General features: G+C 64.0%; 17 protein-coding genes. 6 read left to right on the forward strand and 11 right to left on the reverse strand.

Annotated elements, in window-relative coordinates:
• Positions 1 to 313: 313 nt before the first annotated feature.
• Complete coding sequence (gene bfr, locus C8E00_RS14235; RefSeq protein WP_133698190.1) at positions 314 to 793, forward strand: bacterioferritin; 480 nt, start codon at positions 314 to 316, stop codon at positions 791 to 793.
• Positions 794 to 872: 79 nt separating this feature from the next.
• Here bfr and C8E00_RS14240 read toward each other — a convergent pair whose 3' ends face one another.
• From C8E00_RS14240 to C8E00_RS14260, 5 genes are all read right to left on the reverse strand, one after another.
• A complete protein-coding gene (locus C8E00_RS14240; protein WP_133698191.1) occupies positions 873 to 1,967 on the reverse strand; it encodes a 5-(carboxyamino)imidazole ribonucleotide synthase in 1,095 nt (364 codons plus the stop codon).
• Positions 1,968 to 2,477: a 5-(carboxyamino)imidazole ribonucleotide mutase gene (gene purE, locus C8E00_RS14245; protein WP_133698192.1), complete on the reverse strand. Its 510-nt coding sequence runs from the start codon at positions 2,475 to 2,477 to the stop codon at positions 1,968 to 1,970.
• Positions 2,478 to 2,575: 98 nt separating this feature from the next.
• Positions 2,576 to 2,806 (reverse strand): DUF1653 domain-containing protein, encoded by a 231-nt coding sequence (locus tag C8E00_RS14250; RefSeq protein WP_133698193.1) that lies wholly within the window; start codon positions 2,804 to 2,806, stop codon positions 2,576 to 2,578.
• On the reverse strand, positions 2,803 to 3,627 hold the full coding sequence (gene tcdA / locus C8E00_RS14255; RefSeq protein WP_133698194.1) for a tRNA cyclic N6-threonylcarbamoyladenosine(37) synthase TcdA: 825 nt from the start codon (positions 3,625 to 3,627) through the stop codon (positions 2,803 to 2,805). The genes C8E00_RS14250 and tcdA overlap by 4 nt, the downstream gene beginning before the upstream one ends.
• Before the next feature lie 14 nt (positions 3,628 to 3,641).
• Entirely contained in the window at positions 3,642 to 4,427 is a 786-nt protein-coding gene (locus tag C8E00_RS14260; protein ID WP_133698195.1) for a pseudouridine synthase, read from the reverse strand.
• Between the two features lie 100 nt (positions 4,428 to 4,527).
• On the opposite strand from C8E00_RS14260, the gene C8E00_RS14265 reads away from it, so the two are divergent.
• From C8E00_RS14265 to C8E00_RS14275, 3 genes are all read left to right on the forward strand, one after another.
• The gene (locus C8E00_RS14265; RefSeq protein ID WP_133698196.1) at positions 4,528 to 5,256 is read left to right on the forward strand and encodes an SIR2 family NAD-dependent protein deacylase; all 729 of its coding nucleotides are present in this window, start codon (positions 4,528 to 4,530) and stop codon (positions 5,254 to 5,256) included.
• Positions 5,257 to 5,362: 106 nt separating this feature from the next.
• Entirely contained in the window at positions 5,363 to 6,313 is a 951-nt protein-coding gene (locus tag C8E00_RS14270) for a bile acid:sodium symporter family protein (protein ID WP_133698197.1), read from the forward strand.
• A gap of 55 nt (positions 6,314 to 6,368) precedes the next feature.
• A complete protein-coding gene (locus C8E00_RS14275; protein WP_133698198.1) occupies positions 6,369 to 7,121 on the forward strand; it encodes a tRNA-uridine aminocarboxypropyltransferase in 753 nt (250 codons plus the stop codon).
• A gap of 63 nt (positions 7,122 to 7,184) precedes the next feature.
• On the opposite strand, the gene C8E00_RS14280 is transcribed toward C8E00_RS14275, so the two are convergent.
• Together C8E00_RS14280 and C8E00_RS14285 are read right to left on the reverse strand one after the other, a co-directional pair.
• Complete coding sequence (locus C8E00_RS14280; RefSeq protein ID WP_208291939.1) at positions 7,185 to 7,688, reverse strand: hypothetical protein; 504 nt, start codon at positions 7,686 to 7,688, stop codon at positions 7,185 to 7,187.
• On the reverse strand, positions 7,685 to 8,905 hold the full coding sequence (locus C8E00_RS14285; protein WP_133698199.1) for an AAA family ATPase: 1,221 nt from the start codon (positions 8,903 to 8,905) through the stop codon (positions 7,685 to 7,687). The genes C8E00_RS14280 and C8E00_RS14285 overlap by 4 nt, the downstream gene beginning before the upstream one ends.
• Positions 8,906 to 9,116: 211 nt before the next feature.
• Here C8E00_RS14285 and C8E00_RS14290 point away from each other — a divergent pair, with 211 nt between their 5' ends.
• Positions 9,117 to 10,013: a CHAD domain-containing protein gene (locus C8E00_RS14290; RefSeq protein ID WP_133698200.1), complete on the forward strand. Its 897-nt coding sequence runs from the start codon at positions 9,117 to 9,119 to the stop codon at positions 10,011 to 10,013.
• A 123-nt stretch (positions 10,014 to 10,136) separates the two neighbouring features.
• On the forward strand, positions 10,137 to 11,690 hold the full coding sequence (locus tag C8E00_RS14295) for a BCCT family transporter (protein WP_133698201.1): 1,554 nt from the start codon (positions 10,137 to 10,139) through the stop codon (positions 11,688 to 11,690).
• Positions 11,691 to 11,807: 117 nt separating this feature from the next.
• Here the strand turns inward: C8E00_RS14295 and C8E00_RS14300 are convergent, their stop codons facing one another.
• From C8E00_RS14300 to C8E00_RS14315, 4 genes are all read right to left on the reverse strand, one after another.
• Positions 11,808 to 12,668 (reverse strand): glycine betaine ABC transporter substrate-binding protein, encoded by an 861-nt coding sequence (locus C8E00_RS14300; RefSeq protein ID WP_133698202.1) that lies wholly within the window; start codon positions 12,666 to 12,668, stop codon positions 11,808 to 11,810.
• Positions 12,669 to 12,757: 89 nt separating this feature from the next.
• A complete protein-coding gene (locus tag C8E00_RS14305; RefSeq protein WP_133698203.1) occupies positions 12,758 to 13,765 on the reverse strand; it encodes a 2OG-Fe(II) oxygenase family protein in 1,008 nt (335 codons plus the stop codon).
• 56 nt (positions 13,766 to 13,821) lie between these two features.
• The gene (locus C8E00_RS14310) at positions 13,822 to 15,099 is read right to left on the reverse strand and encodes a M24 family metallopeptidase (RefSeq protein WP_208291940.1); all 1,278 of its coding nucleotides are present in this window, start codon (positions 15,097 to 15,099) and stop codon (positions 13,822 to 13,824) included.
• 197 nt (positions 15,100 to 15,296) lie between these two features.
• Positions 15,297 to 16,349, reverse strand: coding sequence for a HalD/BesD family halogenase (locus tag C8E00_RS14315; protein WP_424948553.1), 1,053 nt, complete (start codon positions 16,347 to 16,349; stop codon positions 15,297 to 15,299).
• Positions 16,350 to 16,352 lie beyond the last annotated feature (3 nt).

A 16,352-nucleotide genomic window follows, 5' to 3' on the forward strand; every position in this document is an offset into this window, starting at 1 on the left:
CGAAGAACGGCCACACCAGTCTCTGGACTACGTGGCACCCCGAGCACACCCCGCATTAATTGCGTAGGGTGTGCAGAAACCAGGGGGTCATTACATTGCGGCGTGCGTGGGGCGAGAGCGGAGTGGCAATCGTTCTCGCCTGTTATTTCCAATCCTTAACAAATGCGCCGTTTTCGCGGCAAGATCCTGTCTTTATTCGACTTTTTCGGCGAAATAGTCGATACTCCCTGTATCCCATGACGGCGATCGCGCGCTATGATTCGCGAGTCGCCATCGCCGTACAACCACATTAATCTGCAAGGGAGACGTGACGATGAAAGGTGATGCCAAGGTCGTTCAGTACCTCAACACCGCACTGGGCAATGAGCTGGTCGCCATCAACCAGTACTTCTTGCACGCCAAGATGTACAAGGACTGGGGGCTGGCCAAGCTGGCCAAGTGGGAATACGACGAATCCATCGAAGAGATGCGCCATGCCGACGAGCTGATCGAGCGTATCCTGTTCCTCGAGGGCATTCCCAACCTGCAGGATCTGGGCAAGCTGCACATCGGCGAGAACACCAAGGAAATGCTCGAGTGCGATCTCGCCATCGAGAAGACCGGCTGGCAGGACCTGGTCGACGCCATCGCTTATTCCGAGGAAGTGCGCGATTACGTCAGCCGTGACCTGTTCCGCCGCATCCTCAACGATGAAGAAGAACACATCGACACGATCGAGACCGAACTCGGCCTGATCGACAAGGTGGGTATCCAGAACTACCTGCAGCAGCAGATGAGCGCCGACGACGAGTGATCGCGTCGCTGCCATGCCGATACCAGATGCCCGCCCATTGGCGGGCATCTTGCGTTACGACGGATGGCGCGGCGAGGGCTCAGCCCAGGTCGTTGACCAGCAGGGCCTCGACGGCGGTGACGCGCTCGGCCAGCGTGGCCTCATCGGGGGCGAGGACCGTGACATGGCCGATCTTGCGGCCGGGGCGGGGGGCCTTGTCGTAGTCGTGCAGGCGTGCGCCGGCGATGTTGAGCACGGCGTCGCGGTCGGGGAAGGCGCCGATGATGTTGAGCATGGCGCAGGGCACGAGGCGTGTCGTGTCGCCCAGCGGCAGCCCGGCGACGGCGCGCAGGTGATTCTCGAACTGGCTGGTCGTCGCGCCTTCGATGCTCCAGTGCCCGGAGTTGTGCACGCGGGGGGCGATTTCGTTGGCGAGCAGCTCGCCGTCGCGGGTGACGAAGAACTCGAAGGCCATGACCCCGACGTACTCCAGTGCGTCGAGCACGCGGGTGGCGTAGTCGGCGGCGCGGGCGTACAGCGGGTGGTCGGGCTGCGGTTCGGCACGATGCAGGATGCCCTGGCGGTGCTCGTTGCGTGACAGCGGCCACACCCGCACCTCGCCGTCGCGGCCGCGCACGGCGATGGCCGAGACTTCATGATCGAAATCGATGAAGCCTTCCAGGATCAAGGGCACGTCGCCCAGCTCGGCGACGCTGCCGGGCACGTCGTCGGCGCTGCGCAGTACCTTCTGGCCCTTGCCGTCGTAGCCCAGGGTGCGCGTCTTGAGCACCGCCGGCAGGCCGATCTCGGCCACCGCGCGGTCCAGGTCGTCCTGGCTCTCGATCAGCGCGATGGGGGCAATGGCGATGTCCAGCGACTGGAACAGCGATTTCTCGGCGCCACGGTCGCGGGCGGTTTCCAGTGCCTTGGCCGGCGGGAAGGCCGGGCGCTGTTCGGCGAGCTGTGTCAGCGCCATGGTCGAGACGTTCTCGAACTCGAAGGTGATCACATCACTGGCTTCGATCAGGGCCTGGTGGGCTTCCTCGTCGTCCCACTCGGCACAGAGATGGACGCCATGGATGGCGGCGCATGCTTGGGTCGAGGGGTCGAGAAAGGTAAAACGCATGTCCAGCGGCGCGCCTGCCTGCGCCAGCATTCGACCCAGTTGGCCGCCGCCTACGATACCGATATTCATTCATGTCTCCTGCGTGTCGTCGGTGGGACGCGGGTCGGGCGCGTCGAGCACCTTTTGTGTCTGCGCATCGCGGTAGGCTTCCAGTGCGTCGCGGATCACCGGGTACTTGTTGCCCAGCATGGCGGCGGCGAGCAGGGCGGCGTTGATGGCGCCGGCCCGACCGATGGCCAGGGTGCCGGTGGGAATGCCGGCGGGCATCTGGACGATGGAGAGCAGCGAGTCGACCCCGCTGAGCATGCTCGATTGCACGGGCACACCGAGCACCGGCAGGGGCGTCTTGGCGGCGGCCATGCCCGGCAGATGTGCGGCGCCGCCGGCCCCGGCGATGATGACTTCCAGGCCGCGATCGGCGGCGCTGGCGGCATAGTCGAACAGTAAATCCGGTGTGCGATGCGCCGAGACCACTTTGACTTCGTGTTCGATGCCGAGTGCCTCGAGCGTGTCGACGGTATGGCACAAGGTCGCCCAGTCGGACTTCGAGCCCATGATGACACCAACCAGTGCGCTCATGCTTTCTCCCCTTCGGGTTGTGGCAACGCCGTGGCGCCGCGCGAAACGAGAAGCGCGGCATTATAGCATTGGCGGCTTCGCTCAGCGACGCACGCCGTTCAGCGGAAGGCGGCCTCGAGCTCGAAGCGTGGCACCGGCTCGCCGGCGACCTCGACGGTTTCGCAGAACATTGCCAGGGGGCGTACCCAGAGGCCGTAGTCGCCGTACAGCGCACGATAGACCACCAGCGCCTCTTCGGTCTCGCTGTGGTGGGCGACGCCCAGCACTTCATAGCTGGCGCCCTTGTAATGACGGTAGATGCCGGGGACCGGGCGTGTCTCATGGCTCATGGGGATGTCTCCGTAACGTGGGGATCGGCCGGTTCGCGCTCGGCCTTGATGGCGAGCCGTGCCAGCGTGCGCGAGGCGGCCACGAAGCCGAAGCTGCCGGTGACGAAGGTCGCCGCACCGACGCCGGAAGCGCAGTCGAGACGCGTGGACTCGCCATTGCCGGGTTTTTGCTGGCAGACCTCGCCGTCGGCGCCGGGGTAGACGAGCTGCTCGTCGGAGTACACGCATTCGACGCTGAAGCGCCGCTTGGGATTGCGCGAGAAGCCGAAATCCCGCCGCAGGCGTGCGCGTACCTTGGCCAGCAGCGGGTCGTGCTCGGTGCGCGTCAGGTCAGCAACACGGATGCGCGTGGGGTCGGTCTGGCCGCCCGCCGCGCCGGTAACGGTCAGGCCGATCTTGCGGCGCTTGCACCAGGCGATCAAGGCGCTCTTGGCGATGACGCTGTCGATGGCGTCGATGACGTGGTCGGCGTCCTCGGGCAGGCGCTCGGCGAGATTGGTCGGCGTCACGAAGGCGGTGTCCGCATGCACGGTGATGCCTGGCTGAATGGCGCGGCAGCGCTCGGCCATTACCTCGACCTTGGGCCGCCCGATGGTGCCGTCCAGCGCGTGCAACTGGCGATTGACGTTGGACACGCAGACATCGTCGAGATCGATCAACGTCAAGGTGCCGATGCCGGCGCGGGCGAGGGCCTCCACCGCCCAACTGCCCACGCCGCCCACGCCGATGACCACCACGTGCGCACGGCGGAAGAACGCGGCGGCTTTGGCGCCGTACAGTCGGCGGATGCCGCCGAAACGGAAATCGTAATCGTCGTGCATGTGTTGTTTCCTCGTTACCTGTCGTGGCCGGTGGGCCATAGCGACACAGGGCGCTCCTCGTGCCAGTCGACGCGGGTTGCCGGGGCGTGGCCCTGCCAACCGAAGCGTGCGAACAGTGTGCGCATGTCGTCGGCCAGGGGCGCATCGAGTTGCAGCGTGCGCGCTTGCTCGGGATGCCAGATCGTCATGCCCACGGCCGCGAGCAGCAGGCGCGGGCTATCCAGTCGCTCGCGGAAGAAGCGGTTGTGGGCGCCCTTGCCGTGTTTGGCGTCACCGATGATCGGGTAGCCACGCCGCGAAAGGTGGCGGCGAATCTGATGCCGTCGGCCGGTCCAGGGTTGGGCCTCCATCAAGGAATAACGCACCTGGGGGTAACGGTCGATGCGTACCGGCAGTTCGACGCTGTCCAGGCGGCGCACGGCGGTCCAGGCGGCAAGCTCGGGCATTTCCGACTTGGGGCGTTTGCCGTCTTCCTCGCGCAGGCCGTAATCGAGCACGTCCTGCTCCGGGCCGACGCCCCGGACCACCGCCAAGTACCGCTTATGGACGCGGTGCGCGGTGAATTCCTCGCCCAGCGCCTTGGCCATCTCCGGGTCGAGGGCGAACAGCAATAGCCCCGAGGTCGGCCGGTCGAGCCGGTGTACCGGATAGACGTGGCGCCCTAGCTGATTGCGCAGGGTCTGCAGGGCGAATACCTGTGCATCGGCGGCGATCGCGCTGCGGTGGACAAGCATGCCCGAGGGCTTATGCACGGCAACCATGCGCTCGTCCTGATAGAGTACGGGCAATTCCAACGTCATGAAGGGGCTTTCGGGTCGCTCGAAGGGCGCCTATTGTCGACTTTGCCACATGGGATGTACAGCCGATGGCGATGTGGATCCACACACCATGGAGGTAGGCATGAGCGAACAACGCAAACCGCATCTCGTCGTGCTCACCGGGGCGGGCATCAGTGCCGAAAGCGGCCTGAAGACGTTCCGTGACGGCGACGGCCTGTGGGAAAACCATCGCGTGGAGGATGTCGCCACGCCCGAGGCGTTCAAGCGCGACCCTGAAAGCGTGCTGCGCTTCTATGACGAACGCCGCGAGCAAACGCGTCAGGCATCGCCCAACGCCGCGCACCGTGCGCTGGCCGAACTCGAACGAGCCGGATTTCAGGTCAGCGTGATCACGCAGAACATCGATGACCTGCACGAGCGGGCAGGGTCCCGTGATGTATTGCATCTGCATGGCGAGATTCTCATGGCGCGTTCGAGTGCCAACCCTAGCTTGCGCTACCCGGTGGGGCGGCAGGGCATTCGGATGGGGGAGCTATGCGACAAGGGCAGCCAACTACGTCCGGACGTGGTGTGGTTCGGCGAGCCGGTACCGCGTTACGCCCAGGCCTGCGACGTTGTCGCCGACGCGGATTTCGTGCTGGTGGTGGGCACCTCGCTGGCGGTGATGCCGGCAGCCTTGTTGCTCGAACAGGCGCCCATCGAGGCCCCGTGCCTGCTCGTCGATCCCCAGGCGGAATCCCTCGTGCCGCGTGGCGTGCGGGCCATTTCGCAACCGGCGAGCCAGGGCGTGCCGCCGCTGGTCGAGCACTGGCGGCAAATGGGCGAGCTGTGGGTGCCGGACTGGGTGTGAAGCCGATGCACTTCGCCTGTGTCACGTTTTACGGCACACTACGTGCTTCATCTTGAATGCATAAAAAGGTGCATGAAGCACCATTGCCAAACGCTAGGACACGCACATGTCGATCTTCGAACGCATCAATCGTCTGTTTCCCGTCTGGGCCATCTTGCTGGCGGTCATCGCCGCGCTCGTACCGGAGCTGTTTACCGGCTTGGCCGGCTATATCAAAGCGCTGCTGGTGATCATCATGTTCGCCATGGGGCTGACGCTCACCAAGGGCGACTTCGCGCGTGTGGTGAAGTCGCCCAAGCCCATCGCCGTGGGCGTCATCTTGCAGTTTCTGATCATGCCGCTGGCGGCGCTGCTGGTTTCGCGCGTTTTGGGGCTGTCGACCGAGCTGACCATCGGCATGGTGCTGGTGGGTGCCACGGCGGGCGGCACCTCGTCCAACGTGATGACCTGGCTGGCCGGCGGCCATGTGGCGCTGTCGGTGTCGATGACCATGGTGTCGACATTGATCTCGGTGGTCGCCACGCCGTTGATCACACTATTGCTGCTGGGTCAGAGCATCGACGTGCCGGTGCTGGGCATGTTGCTGAGCATCGCCCAGTTGGTGGTCGCGCCCATCGTGCTGGGCGTGGTGATCCATCACCTGCTGGGGACGCATATTCAGCGCGTGGAACCGGCTTTGGCCACACTGGCGATGGCGTCCATCGTCTTGATCATTGCCATCGTGGTGGCGCTCAATGCCGGACGCTTGAGCACCCTGGGGCCGGTGGTTGCATTGGCAGTCATCGCGCACAACAGCATTGGCCTCGCGGCGGGGTACGGTCTGGCGCGGGCGCTGCGTTTCGACACGCGCACTGCGCGCACCATCGCCTTCGAGGTCGGCCTGCAAAACTCCGGGCTGGCGGTGACCCTGGCCAATCAATTCTTCACCGCGACCTCGGCCTTGCCCGGGGCCTTGTTCTCGGTGTGGCACAACGTGTCCGGTTCGCTGCTGGCGGGGTACTGGAAGCGTCGCCATGTGTCGAACGCGCCGCCGGCGGCGTCGACGTCGCGTGGATGAACGCCCGGCCGGGCATGCTAGAATGCCCGGCCTTTTCGACCCAGCCTGATGTCTCATGCATGAATCCCACGATGCGCCGGCCGATTCAGCCACGGCGGTGTCCGGTTATGACCCCGACGCGCCGCGCAAGCCGTTCAATGCACGCGGTAGCTTCGTCTCGCGTTGCCCGGAGTGCCGGCTGCCCAAGCTCAACTGCTTGTGTCCGTACCGCGTGACAGCCGAGAGCCGTGTACGCTTCTGGCTTTTGACGCATCCCATCGAGCACTACAAGCCGACCAATACCGGTCGTTTGATTAGCCATATCCTGCCTGAAACCGAAGTCTTCACCTGGTATCGCACCGAACCCGATCCGCGGCTTCTGGCACTACTCGAGGACGACCGCTTTGCGCCCTTCGTCGTCTTTCCCGACGACCAGGCGGATTACGCCGAGCGCGTGGTGGGCCCCGCGGCCGTCGATGCGGCACTGGCCGGCTCGCGCACGCCGGTCTTCATCCTCCTCGACGGCACCTGGCGCCAGGCGCGGCGGATCTTCCGGCGTAGCGAGTACCTGGCCTCGCTCCCGGTGCTACCGCTCAAGACATCACGCCTGACGCGCTACCGGCTGCGCAAGGCCGCCTCCAGCGATCATCTATGCACCGCCGAAGTCGCCGCCGAGCTGTTGCGCATCAGCGGCGACGCCGAGGCCTCGGCGATCCTCGACGACTATTTCGAGGTGTTCAACGAAAACTACGCCTCCAGTCGGCGTGACCGTCCCGTCGAGGCGCCTTCCGGCGCGATGCAACGCTTGCTCAAGCGGCGTGGCTCGTAGTCACTGAGCAGCGCAACATGGCGACAAACCAATGAAGTCTAATGTAAGTGTCTGGCGATGCGTTCAGAGATGGTTTCGCAACTCAGGAATTGGCGAGCTGGCTTCACAATGCAGGACGGCCATCACACGGATGCCATAATGATTTTCCAGTCGCTCCTGATCTAGCTTGGAGAGCATGCCGTTGGTGATCACCACGGCCTTTTCCATCACGCGTCGGCTAGCGCCAGCTTCTGCACGCAGGGATTCCACCAATGCCCGATATTCCGGCCGCTGCCGCTTCACGTAGGCAAGCTGTTCGAAAGCGTGCGGGATATCACCGGCGCCTTTGAGTTCGACGAGCACGGCGGCATTACGTTGATTTCCCTGCCAGAGGAAGAGGCCGTCGCACTTCGGCTGGTTGTCGCGCAACACGCAGCCATCGAGCACCACGGCGACAGCCCGCTCCCCCGCCTTGGGCGTCAGGCGGATCTGCTTGCCCTGCTCACCGAGTGTGAGTTCCCCGCGGCACAGCGCCTGGGTGTTGCCCATCCTCCGACACACGCAGTCCTGATACGCGCCCAGATTCATGCCCCGCGATGCTCCCACTCGAGGTCCCGCATCTCGTCATAGAGGCGATTGATGGCATTGAAGTGGCTAAGCAGCTTGTCATCGAGCAGCCCCAGGTCAGTATCCATCAGCGACTGGGCCTCGTCCGGCGTCACGTGATAGGCGGCCACCTCTTCCGGCGATAGTGGCGGTAGTGCTTGGATGACCTCACTGGTGATCTCGAGGCCATCGAGCTGGCTGCGCTTGAGGTGGTTGTTGAGCGCCTCGACGATAAAGGGGCTGTGGGTGGTGGCGATGAACTGGGCGTTGGGAAAAGTGACTAGCAGATCTCCCACTACACGCCGCTGCCACTCGGGGTGTAGGTGTAGATCGATTTCGTCGATCATCACCACCGCTTCAGCCGCCAGTGGGTCATCCAGGTGCGGATTGGCCATGGCCATTCGCGAACTGAGGTCGATGACCACCCCCAGCAGGGTCTGATAGCCATCGCTGAGCTGAGCGATATTCAGCCACTCTCCTTGCTGCTTCACTGCGAATCGAAGCGGATTGAGTTCGATATGTGGCTCGGAGAGGTCAGGGAATAACTGCGTGATGGCGCGGCGCACCGCGTCCAGCTCCGGCAGCGTTACGTCGAAGCTCTTGTGCTGCTTTTGTAGCCGATGTTCCTCGTTTTCTTTGTTGTAGAACCAGACGAAGGCCGATTTGAAACGCGTATCGGCGTTCAGCGCATTGGCCAAGGCATCGAAACGCTCGTGGGACTTGGGAAACCCTTTGCGACTGAGGGGGAGATCCAGCAAGGCGCGGCTGACGCCGTAATAGGCAAACACCGGCAGTTCGAAGGGCTCACCGGCTGCCCAGGGATTTATGACGGTGCTGTCGAGATGCTGTTTGAGTGCCTTCACCCCCTGTCCTGGAGGGATCTCACCGGCCGTCTTCTTGCTATTGTCGCGCCTCTGGAGCCGGTCCCAGGAAAGCCTTTGAAAGGTCTCCAGGGTGATCCGCGTATAGGGCGCAAAGTGGTTGCCACGCTGGTGGAGATCACCCCGTTTCTTGAACGTCATGCCTGCGACACTAGGCAGATAAGAGAGGATTTCACCAAGCCCAATGGCGATGCCATCCAGCAAGGTGGTCTTGCCGGTGCCATTGGCGCCCATCAGAAGGGTGAGGCGTGGCCCCAGCGTCACCGATAGTGATGGCTTGGCGCGAAAGTTCTCCAGTGTCAGGCGCTTTAGCTTCATTCAGCGGTATTCTGCTAGTAGTGAGGGTTTAAGAGAGCAGTCTGGCATGTTAGTAGAGGACGGTCGACTTTTTGGCTCTACAGCAGTGCTTGTCTCAGTGCTGGAAAATATAAGCTTCAATAGGGCTCGAGCGGCGCGGATGACGCGCACGTGGTCGGTTGCGCTTGGCGGCGTCTAGACTGGGCATATCGTCCCGACTCAGGAGAGCGACGTGTCCTATCGCGTGTCCATGCAGGAGCCGACCGAGGCGAGCGTTCAGCGTATCGCCATCGAACAGATCGAACACGCCCAGGCGGCGCTACGCGATCGCGAGGCGGACCCGGTCACCGCCATTCATGCGTTACGCCAGCGCTGCAAGAAGCTGCGGGCGCTGTTGCGCCTGGTGCGTCCGGCGCTGGGCGAAAAGCGCTACCGCCGGGAGAATCGGCGCTTTCGCGACCTGGCGCGTCGCGTGGCCGGGAACCGCGACGATCAGGTGCTCGTCGAGACGTTCGAGCACCTGATGAGCCTGCACGAGGCGGACCTCGACCGACGTCGTTACACGGCGATTCGCCGCAAGCTGGTGGTGCGCCGTGACGCCACGCTGGAGGGGGCCGATACCCCGGACTGGGAGGGGTTGGCATCGGCGTTGTCCGAGGCGCGCGAGGCGGTCGCCGACTGGACGCTGGCGGCGCAGGGCCATGCTGCCGTGTCGGGCGGTTGGGTGACCAGCTATGCCCAGGCACGCGATGCCCTGGGCGAGGCGCGGCGCACGCCGTCCACCGCTGTGCTGCACGAATGGCGCAAGCGCGTGAAGTACCACCGTCATCAATGCGAGTTGTTGCGCCCGTTGTGGCCGGCCGCGTTCAAGATGCGCGCGCAACAGGCCCACCGGCTTTCCGATCTGCTGGGGGAGGACCACGACCTCGCGATGCTCGCCATCGCCCTCGACGCCGAGGACATGCAGCGTGTCGATCCCGCGCGACGCGAGGCCTTGCATGGGCTCGTCGAACGCCGGCGGGAAGTCCTGCAGAGCAAGGCCGAGGCGCTCGGGCGTCGGCTGTTCGCGGAATCGCCCAAGGCATTGAACAAGCGCGTCGCACGCTACTGGAAGATCGCGCGCGCCTGAACGGCGCGGCATGGCGAAGGCATCGAAGGGAGGCCGGCGCCCGAACGTTGCGCATTTCGATTTGCCGTGTTCGACGAAGGTCGGTAGGGTGCGCCTCTCACGCGACTATCGGAACCGGAAAAGATGACTCAACACGACGCGAGTGCCACGCGCTCGGGCACGCGTTTTGGCGACCCGACGGTGATGGGGCTGACGATTGGCTTCATCGTGCTGTTCGTGGCGCTATCGCTGATCGATGCCGACGCCATGACGGCGGTGATCGGCGCCGGGTTCGCCTGGACGGCGAAGACGCTGGGCGCCTATTTCCAGCTCCTGCTGCTGCTGACCTTCCTGATCGCCGTGGGCGTGGCCGTCTCGCCGGCGGGGCGTGCGCGCATCGGTAACCGCGAGCGCCCGGACATGGGGACTTTCAAGTGGGTGTCGATCATCCTGTGCACGCTGCTGGCCGGGGGGGGCGTCTTCTTTGCCGCCGGTGAGCCGGTCTATCACTTCGTGGTCACGCCGCCGGCATTTTCCAGCGAGCCGGGGACAGCGGCAGCGGTGCCCAATGCACTGGCACAGTCCTTCATGCACTGGGGCTTTCTAGCCTGGGCGGTGCTCGGCACTCTGGCGGCGATCGTGCTGTCGCATCATCACTATGATCGAGGCCTGCCGCTGCAACCGCGTACCCTGCTGACCCCGTTGCTGGGCGAGGCGCGCATGCGCGGTGTCTTTGGCGGGGTGGTGGATGCGGTCTGCGTCATCGCCGTGGTGGCCGGCACCGTGGGCCCCATCGGCTTTCTGGCGACCCAGATGAGTTTCGGCCTGCATACGCTGTTCGGTGTGGCCGAGGGCTACGGCACGCAGCTGGTGATCCTCGTCGTGCTGGGCGGGGTCTACGTGACGTCGGCGATCACCGGCATCGAACGCGGCATTCAGATGCTGAGCCGTTTCAACGTCATGCTGGCGTTGCTCATCGGCGCGGCGATCCTGCTTTTTGGGCCGACGCAGTTCCTGTTCGATAGCTGGTTCCAGGGCTTCGGAGCCTATCTGGGATCGTTCTTCGAGATGGCCACCATGACCTCGCAGACCGCGCCGGACTGGTGGATGAAGTGGTGGACGGTGTTCTTCTTCGCCTGGTTCATCGGCTATGCGCCGCTGATGGCGATCTTCGTGGCGCGTATCTCGCGGGGCCGCACCATTCGTCAGATGATCGTGGCCGTGGCCGTGCTCGCGCCCGTGGCCACCTCGGTGTGGTTCACGCTGTTGGGCGGCTCGGGGATCTTCTACCAGATGAGTGGCGCCATCGATCTCAGCGAAGCGCTCAACAATTTCCAGTTCGATGTCGCCACGCTGACGGTGGCCCAGGCGCTGCCGGGCGGGAAGTTGATGGCGCTGGCGGTGCTGGTGCTGACCACGATCTTCGTGGCGACCACCGGCGATTCCATGAGCTACGCGATCTCCGTGGTCAATGCCGGGCATGATGATCCCCAGCCGGCGCTGCGCGCGTTCTGGGGCGTGGCCATGGCGTTGATGGCGGCGATCCTGCTGTATATGGGGGCGGGACAGATCAGCGTGTTGCAGCAGTTCATCGTGATCACCGCGATCCCGGTGTCGCTGGTGCTGCTGCCGACGCTGTGGCTGGGTCCACGCGCCGCGCAAGCCATGGCCAAGCGTCAGGGGATCGTCGCGTCGTAATCGACGGTCGATGCCTGGCATGACAAGCGCCCCGGCATATCGCATGCCGGGGCGCTTGTCGTTGTGGACGAGGTGTCGTGTAGGCGAGGCGTAGTGACGAGGGTAGTGATGAGCAGCTTACTCGCCGGTCTCCAGCCACTCGTTGACGAGCGCCTGATTGTCCTCGATCCAGGTCGTGGCCCCTTCCACCGGATCGCCGGCCTGTTCGATCTCGGCCATCAGGCCGCCCAGGCTGTCGTCGTCCATTTGCCAGTCGTTGAGTACCCGCGTCAGCCAGGGATTGTCCTCGCTGAAGTTCTGACGCGAGAACCAGTAGATGGTTTCGTTATCACCGTAGATGTTCTTGGGATCCTCGAGGTACTTGAGGTCGTACTCGGCAAAGGCCCAGTGCGGGCTCCATAGCGTCACGACGATCGGCTCTTTCTGCTGGTAAGCCGCGTCCAGCGCGGCCATCATCGCGGGCCCGGAGCTGTTGACCTGTTCCAGCGGGAGTCCGTAGGCGTCGATAGCCTCGTCGGTCAGGCCGGCGATCGCCGAGCCGGAGTCGATGCCCAGAATGCTGGGACTGCCCTGGTATCCGTAGTCCTCGGCATGAGCCTTGAGTTCGGGAATGGTGTCGATGTCGGCATAGCTGGGTACCACCAGCCCCAGACCGGTGCCTTCGTACCACCCCTCATGGACCTCGAGCTGGTCCTTGTAGGGCTCGAGATAGCGCGCATCAGTGGTGGGCAGCCAGATTTCGAGCGAGAGGTCGAAATCACCGTTGGCAAGACCGCTGTAGAGCGCGTTCTTGCTGACGTTGGAGAGCTCGATATCGTAGTCGTAGCGGTTCTCGAGGATGAGCTTCCACATGTTGGCGACCGCGATGTTCTCGGCCCAGTTGTTGGTGCCGATCACCAGTGTCTTGTCCTCGGCCTGGGCCGTTGTCGCGGCCATGAGCATTGCCGCAGCAGTCAGGGTGTGCAGAACCTTTTTCATAACGCTATCCCTCATTTCTTGTGTGAATTGAAAACACAGTATTATATAAATTTATGAAACCGTCGCTATTTTCAGATGCTGGTGTGGGCTCAGGAACTGGTGTGGGCGGCGGGCGCACGTTCCAGGCCCTGGAACTCGACGAAGGCTTGCATGCGTTCCCACAACCGGTCGCCGTAGACATAGCCACCGTCGCCGGCTGCGTCGGGCGCCTCGATATGGGCATCCACCGCGGGCTCGAAGAAGAACGGTATCGAGTGCCGCGAGCGGGTGCCGCCGACGATGCGATGCTCCGTGGCCTGGATCCGCCCGCCGGACCAGTCCGCCAGCAGACGGCCGAAATTGACCACCAGGGCGTTGTCGCGCGGTGCGACGTCTTCCCAGCCACCATCGGGCGTTTGCACTTGCAGGCCGCCGACCTGGTCCTGCCAAAGCAGGGTGATGAAGCCGTTGTCGCAATGCGGTACGCCGACCAGCCAGCGCCGTGCATCGCCGCTGCCGTCGACGGCCGGCATCGCGGCCAGCGTCTCGGCCGGACGCTCGGGATAATGGATCAGGCGCAATGTCGAATTGCCATGATCGAAGGGCCGCGTGAGTGTTTCGCGCGGCATACCGAGTCCTTCGGCCAGCGCCGCGGCGATCACGCCGCCCAGCGACTCCATGGCGGCGTAATAGGCGGCGACATCCGCCGACCAACCCGATAGTTCGGATTCCGGCGGCTGTGGCGTGGGTTCGCGCAGCGGATCGCCGCTCTGGATATCCGCTCGCTCTGGGTGAGCTACGTCCGGACCAAGGTCGATGCCTTCTTTCCAGGTCGGGTCCTCGTGTTGGGGCGGAAAGTAGCCGCGATAGACATTGCGGTTGGCCGGTTCGAACTTGTGCCGCGCCAGGCGTTGCTTGGACGCTGCGTCGAGCTCGAAGAAGCGCAGCAGCCGTGCATGGATGTCGTCGGGCAGATCCAGTTGCCCCAGCGCGATGCCCACGGTCATGAAGCCGGAGTCGCAGGCGGCATCGACGATGGCCTGGCGCGTCTCGTCGTGTGACGGGGCGTCGGCGAGCAACGGCGTCAGGTCGATATGCGGAATCAGCGTCTGGCGCATGGAATCCCCTTGTGACGGATGGACGAAGCGGTTGTCCGGCGGCGTTGGCTGGCGTGTCACTCGGCCAGCAGTCGCGCATCGAGATGATAGTCGGAAAGCAATTCGACCTGGCCATCGTCGCGAATGTAAAGCTGCTCCTCGAGTTTGACGCCTTCACCACCGCCTTCGTGGCCGATGTAGCTCTCCACGCAGAGCGTCATACCCGGCTGCATGATGCCGTCGTAGCCCTTGTCGTCGATGTCCTCGCGGTGAACGATATACGGATACTCGCCGGTCATGCCGACGCCATGGGCCAGCGCAAAATAGCGGCGCGCCTTGTAGGGCTGGGGAATCTGCCAGGCCTTCTCGGCGTATTCTTTGAACGACATGCCCGGCGCGATCAGGGCCATGTTATGGCGCACCTGGTCGAAGGCCATGCGGTAGAGCTCGCGTTGGGTCGCTGTTGCCTCGCCGTCGCCGCACAGGAAGGTGCGCGAGAAATCGGCATAATAGCCATAACGGCCGACCACGTCGGTATCCAGTGCCACCAGCTCGCCGGCCTGCATCGCTCGATTGGAGCATTCCTGAAACCAGGGATTGGTGCGTGGCCCGGAGTTCATCAGCCGGGTTTCGACGTAGTCCGCGTCGGTAGCAATGATGTGCTGGTGCAGCTGTGACCAGACTTCGTTTTCCGTGGCGCCGGGGCGAATCGCCGCTTCCAGCTTGCGGACCCCATCCTCTACCGCGCGCAGCGAGCTGCGCACCATCTTGATTTCGTTGGGCACCTTGATGGCGCGTGCCCGCTCCAGCGGGATCTGAGCGTCGCAGATCTGCCAGCCGCGTTCGAGCAGCGCGAAGGCCGCTTGCGAGGTGGCGCTTTCGATGGCCACCTTGTCGCCTTTTTGTCCGCCGCATTGGCGTACCAGTTCGTCGATCTCGTCCGCCCACGCCTCGGTGGTCTGCTGCAGATTATCTTCACAGAAGTAATAGGAGATCGCCGTCGCCGGGCGTGTTTCGTCGATGCCGGGCAAGCCTTCGGTCAGGTGACTGCAGCCGGAGAATTCGAACATCACCACCGGGCCTTCCGCCGGCACGAAGGCGTAACGTGCCGGGTTGCGCGCCGAGTAGATCTGCATGTTGCGGGCGCCGGTCGCGTAGCGCACATGGGTCGGGTCGAACAGCACGGCGGCGACGATGTCGCGTTTCTTCAACTCCGCGCGGGTGCGGGCCAGGCGGTCGAGCAAAATCTGGCGGCTCTCGGCCTGCGTGGGCTCGCACGCGTCGGGGTCGTGCGTCGGCGCCAGGATATCGGTGTCTTCCAGCAGGGAAGGCAGTGTGGATGACAAGCGGGTCATGGTCGTCGGTCCAGTTATGGAAGTTGCATCAGCGTGATTTATCTAGACAGCAATATCGAAACGCGCTGGAACGCAGGCGAGCGATGGCCAGGCAAGGCGGAAGTCGGCGAAAAAGCGGAGTTTAGGTTCCTAAATGAGTATTTTGAGACGACTTCCAACACAGCATGGCCGAGTGCAGCCCGTTCCAGGCGTTTCGATCAGTCGAGCAGTCCGTCGGCACGCGCTTCACGGCGCCTCTCCGCCTCGATGTGCGCTTCCGAGACCCGTCCGTAGAGCTGGCGCGTGCGCTCGAGACGTCCCACCACGCCCGGCTGTTGCGAGTAGGCGAAGATCGCGGTGTGACGCTCGCGCTGGCCGCCGACGCGTGTCACGCGGTGCAGCGAGTAACGGCCCTTGAAGAGTTGCAGGTCGCCGGGACACAGCAGCAGCGTGCGGGGTGTGGTGGTGTCCTCGCCGCGGATCACCGCGCCGACGCCGGCGTAGTTCTCGCCCGCCGGGGTGCGGATGTTGGGGCAATACTGGAACTCGCCGCCGGTTTCCGGGGCATCGGTCATCATGGTGACGATGTATTCGTTGGTGTCGTAGTGCCAGGGCTGCTCGGTGCCCGGCGGAAGCACGTTCTGCACCAGGCCGGCGAACGGGTCGGCATATTCATAGACCTCGTCTTCCTGCAGGCACTCGGCCACCAGGCGCTTCATCGCCGGCGAGACGTAAAGCTGCTGGATCACCGTATCGGCGGGAATCATGTCGCGGGTCACGAAGCCGCTGGTGCGCTCCATGAAATGCCGCCGGGGATCGCTCTCGGGGAGGCTTTCGTCGTCGCTGGTGAACCAGGCGTTGACGCGGCGGCTGGCGTAATAGCTCTTGGCCGAGAGTTCACGTCCCTCGTCGCGGGCCTGCGCCAATGCCTCGGGGCGCAGGAAACCGCGCAGCACGGCGCAGCCCTCGCGATCCAGATCCTCGCGCACCCGGGCGATCTCGGCCTGCAGGCGCGGATCGTCGACGTCATGCAGCGGGTAGCGGTCGGTGTCGACCAGTTCGCTCAGGTCGGTGCGCTCGGCATCGGCGAGCCGGCGCTGGGTCGGCTTGGCGTCGACGGCGGGGTCGATCGCGGCGGCGGTCGTCGGCATGGCAGGTGGCCTCTCGATCAGCAAGGTGTCGGGTGACAGGACGTTGCCGCCGTGAAGGTTGGGCGGCCCGTCGATGTCCTCTATGCTGGACAGAACCCTCTCATCAGTAAAACGAGTCATTTC

The sequence above is a fragment of the Chromohalobacter marismortui genome, from assembly GCF_004364315.1.
Lineage (GTDB): Bacteria > Pseudomonadota > Gammaproteobacteria > Pseudomonadales > Halomonadaceae > Chromohalobacter > Chromohalobacter marismortui.

Coding starts and splice junctions, on each gene's coding strand:
- C8E00_RS14300 (WP_133698202.1), bottom strand. CDS start 12,668: ATGAAAAAGGTTCTGCACACCCTGACTGCTGCGGCAATGCTCATGGCC.
- C8E00_RS14280 (WP_208291939.1), bottom strand. CDS start 7,688: ATGAATCTGGGCGCGTATCAGGACTGCGTGTGTCGGAGGATGGGCAAC.
- bfr (WP_133698190.1), top strand. CDS start 314: ATGAAAGGTGATGCCAAGGTCGTTCAGTACCTCAACACCGCACTGGGC.
- purE (WP_133698192.1), bottom strand. CDS start 2,477: ATGAGCGCACTGGTTGGTGTCATCATGGGCTCGAAGTCCGACTGGGCG.
- C8E00_RS14250 (WP_133698193.1), bottom strand. CDS start 2,806: ATGAGCCATGAGACACGCCCGGTCCCCGGCATCTACCGTCATTACAAG.
- C8E00_RS14310 (WP_208291940.1), bottom strand. CDS start 15,099: ATGACCCGCTTGTCATCCACACTGCCTTCCCTGCTGGAAGACACCGAT.
- C8E00_RS14265 (WP_133698196.1), top strand. CDS start 4,528: ATGAGCGAACAACGCAAACCGCATCTCGTCGTGCTCACCGGGGCGGGC.
- C8E00_RS14285 (WP_133698199.1), bottom strand. CDS start 8,905: ATGAAGCTAAAGCGCCTGACACTGGAGAACTTTCGCGCCAAGCCATCA.
- C8E00_RS14295 (WP_133698201.1), top strand. CDS start 10,137: ATGACTCAACACGACGCGAGTGCCACGCGCTCGGGCACGCGTTTTGGC.
- C8E00_RS14315 (WP_424948553.1), bottom strand. CDS start 16,349: ATGACTCGTTTTACTGATGAGAGGGTTCTGTCCAGCATAGAGGACATC.
- C8E00_RS14305 (WP_133698203.1), bottom strand. CDS start 13,765: ATGCGCCAGACGCTGATTCCGCATATCGACCTGACGCCGTTGCTCGCC.
- C8E00_RS14270 (WP_133698197.1), top strand. CDS start 5,363: ATGTCGATCTTCGAACGCATCAATCGTCTGTTTCCCGTCTGGGCCATC.
- C8E00_RS14260 (WP_133698195.1), bottom strand. CDS start 4,427: ATGACGTTGGAATTGCCCGTACTCTATCAGGACGAGCGCATGGTTGCC.
- C8E00_RS14240 (WP_133698191.1), bottom strand. CDS start 1,967: ATGAATATCGGTATCGTAGGCGGCGGCCAACTGGGTCGAATGCTGGCG.
- C8E00_RS14275 (WP_133698198.1), top strand. CDS start 6,369: ATGCATGAATCCCACGATGCGCCGGCCGATTCAGCCACGGCGGTGTCC.
- tcdA (WP_133698194.1), bottom strand. CDS start 3,627: ATGCACGACGATTACGATTTCCGTTTCGGCGGCATCCGCCGACTGTAC.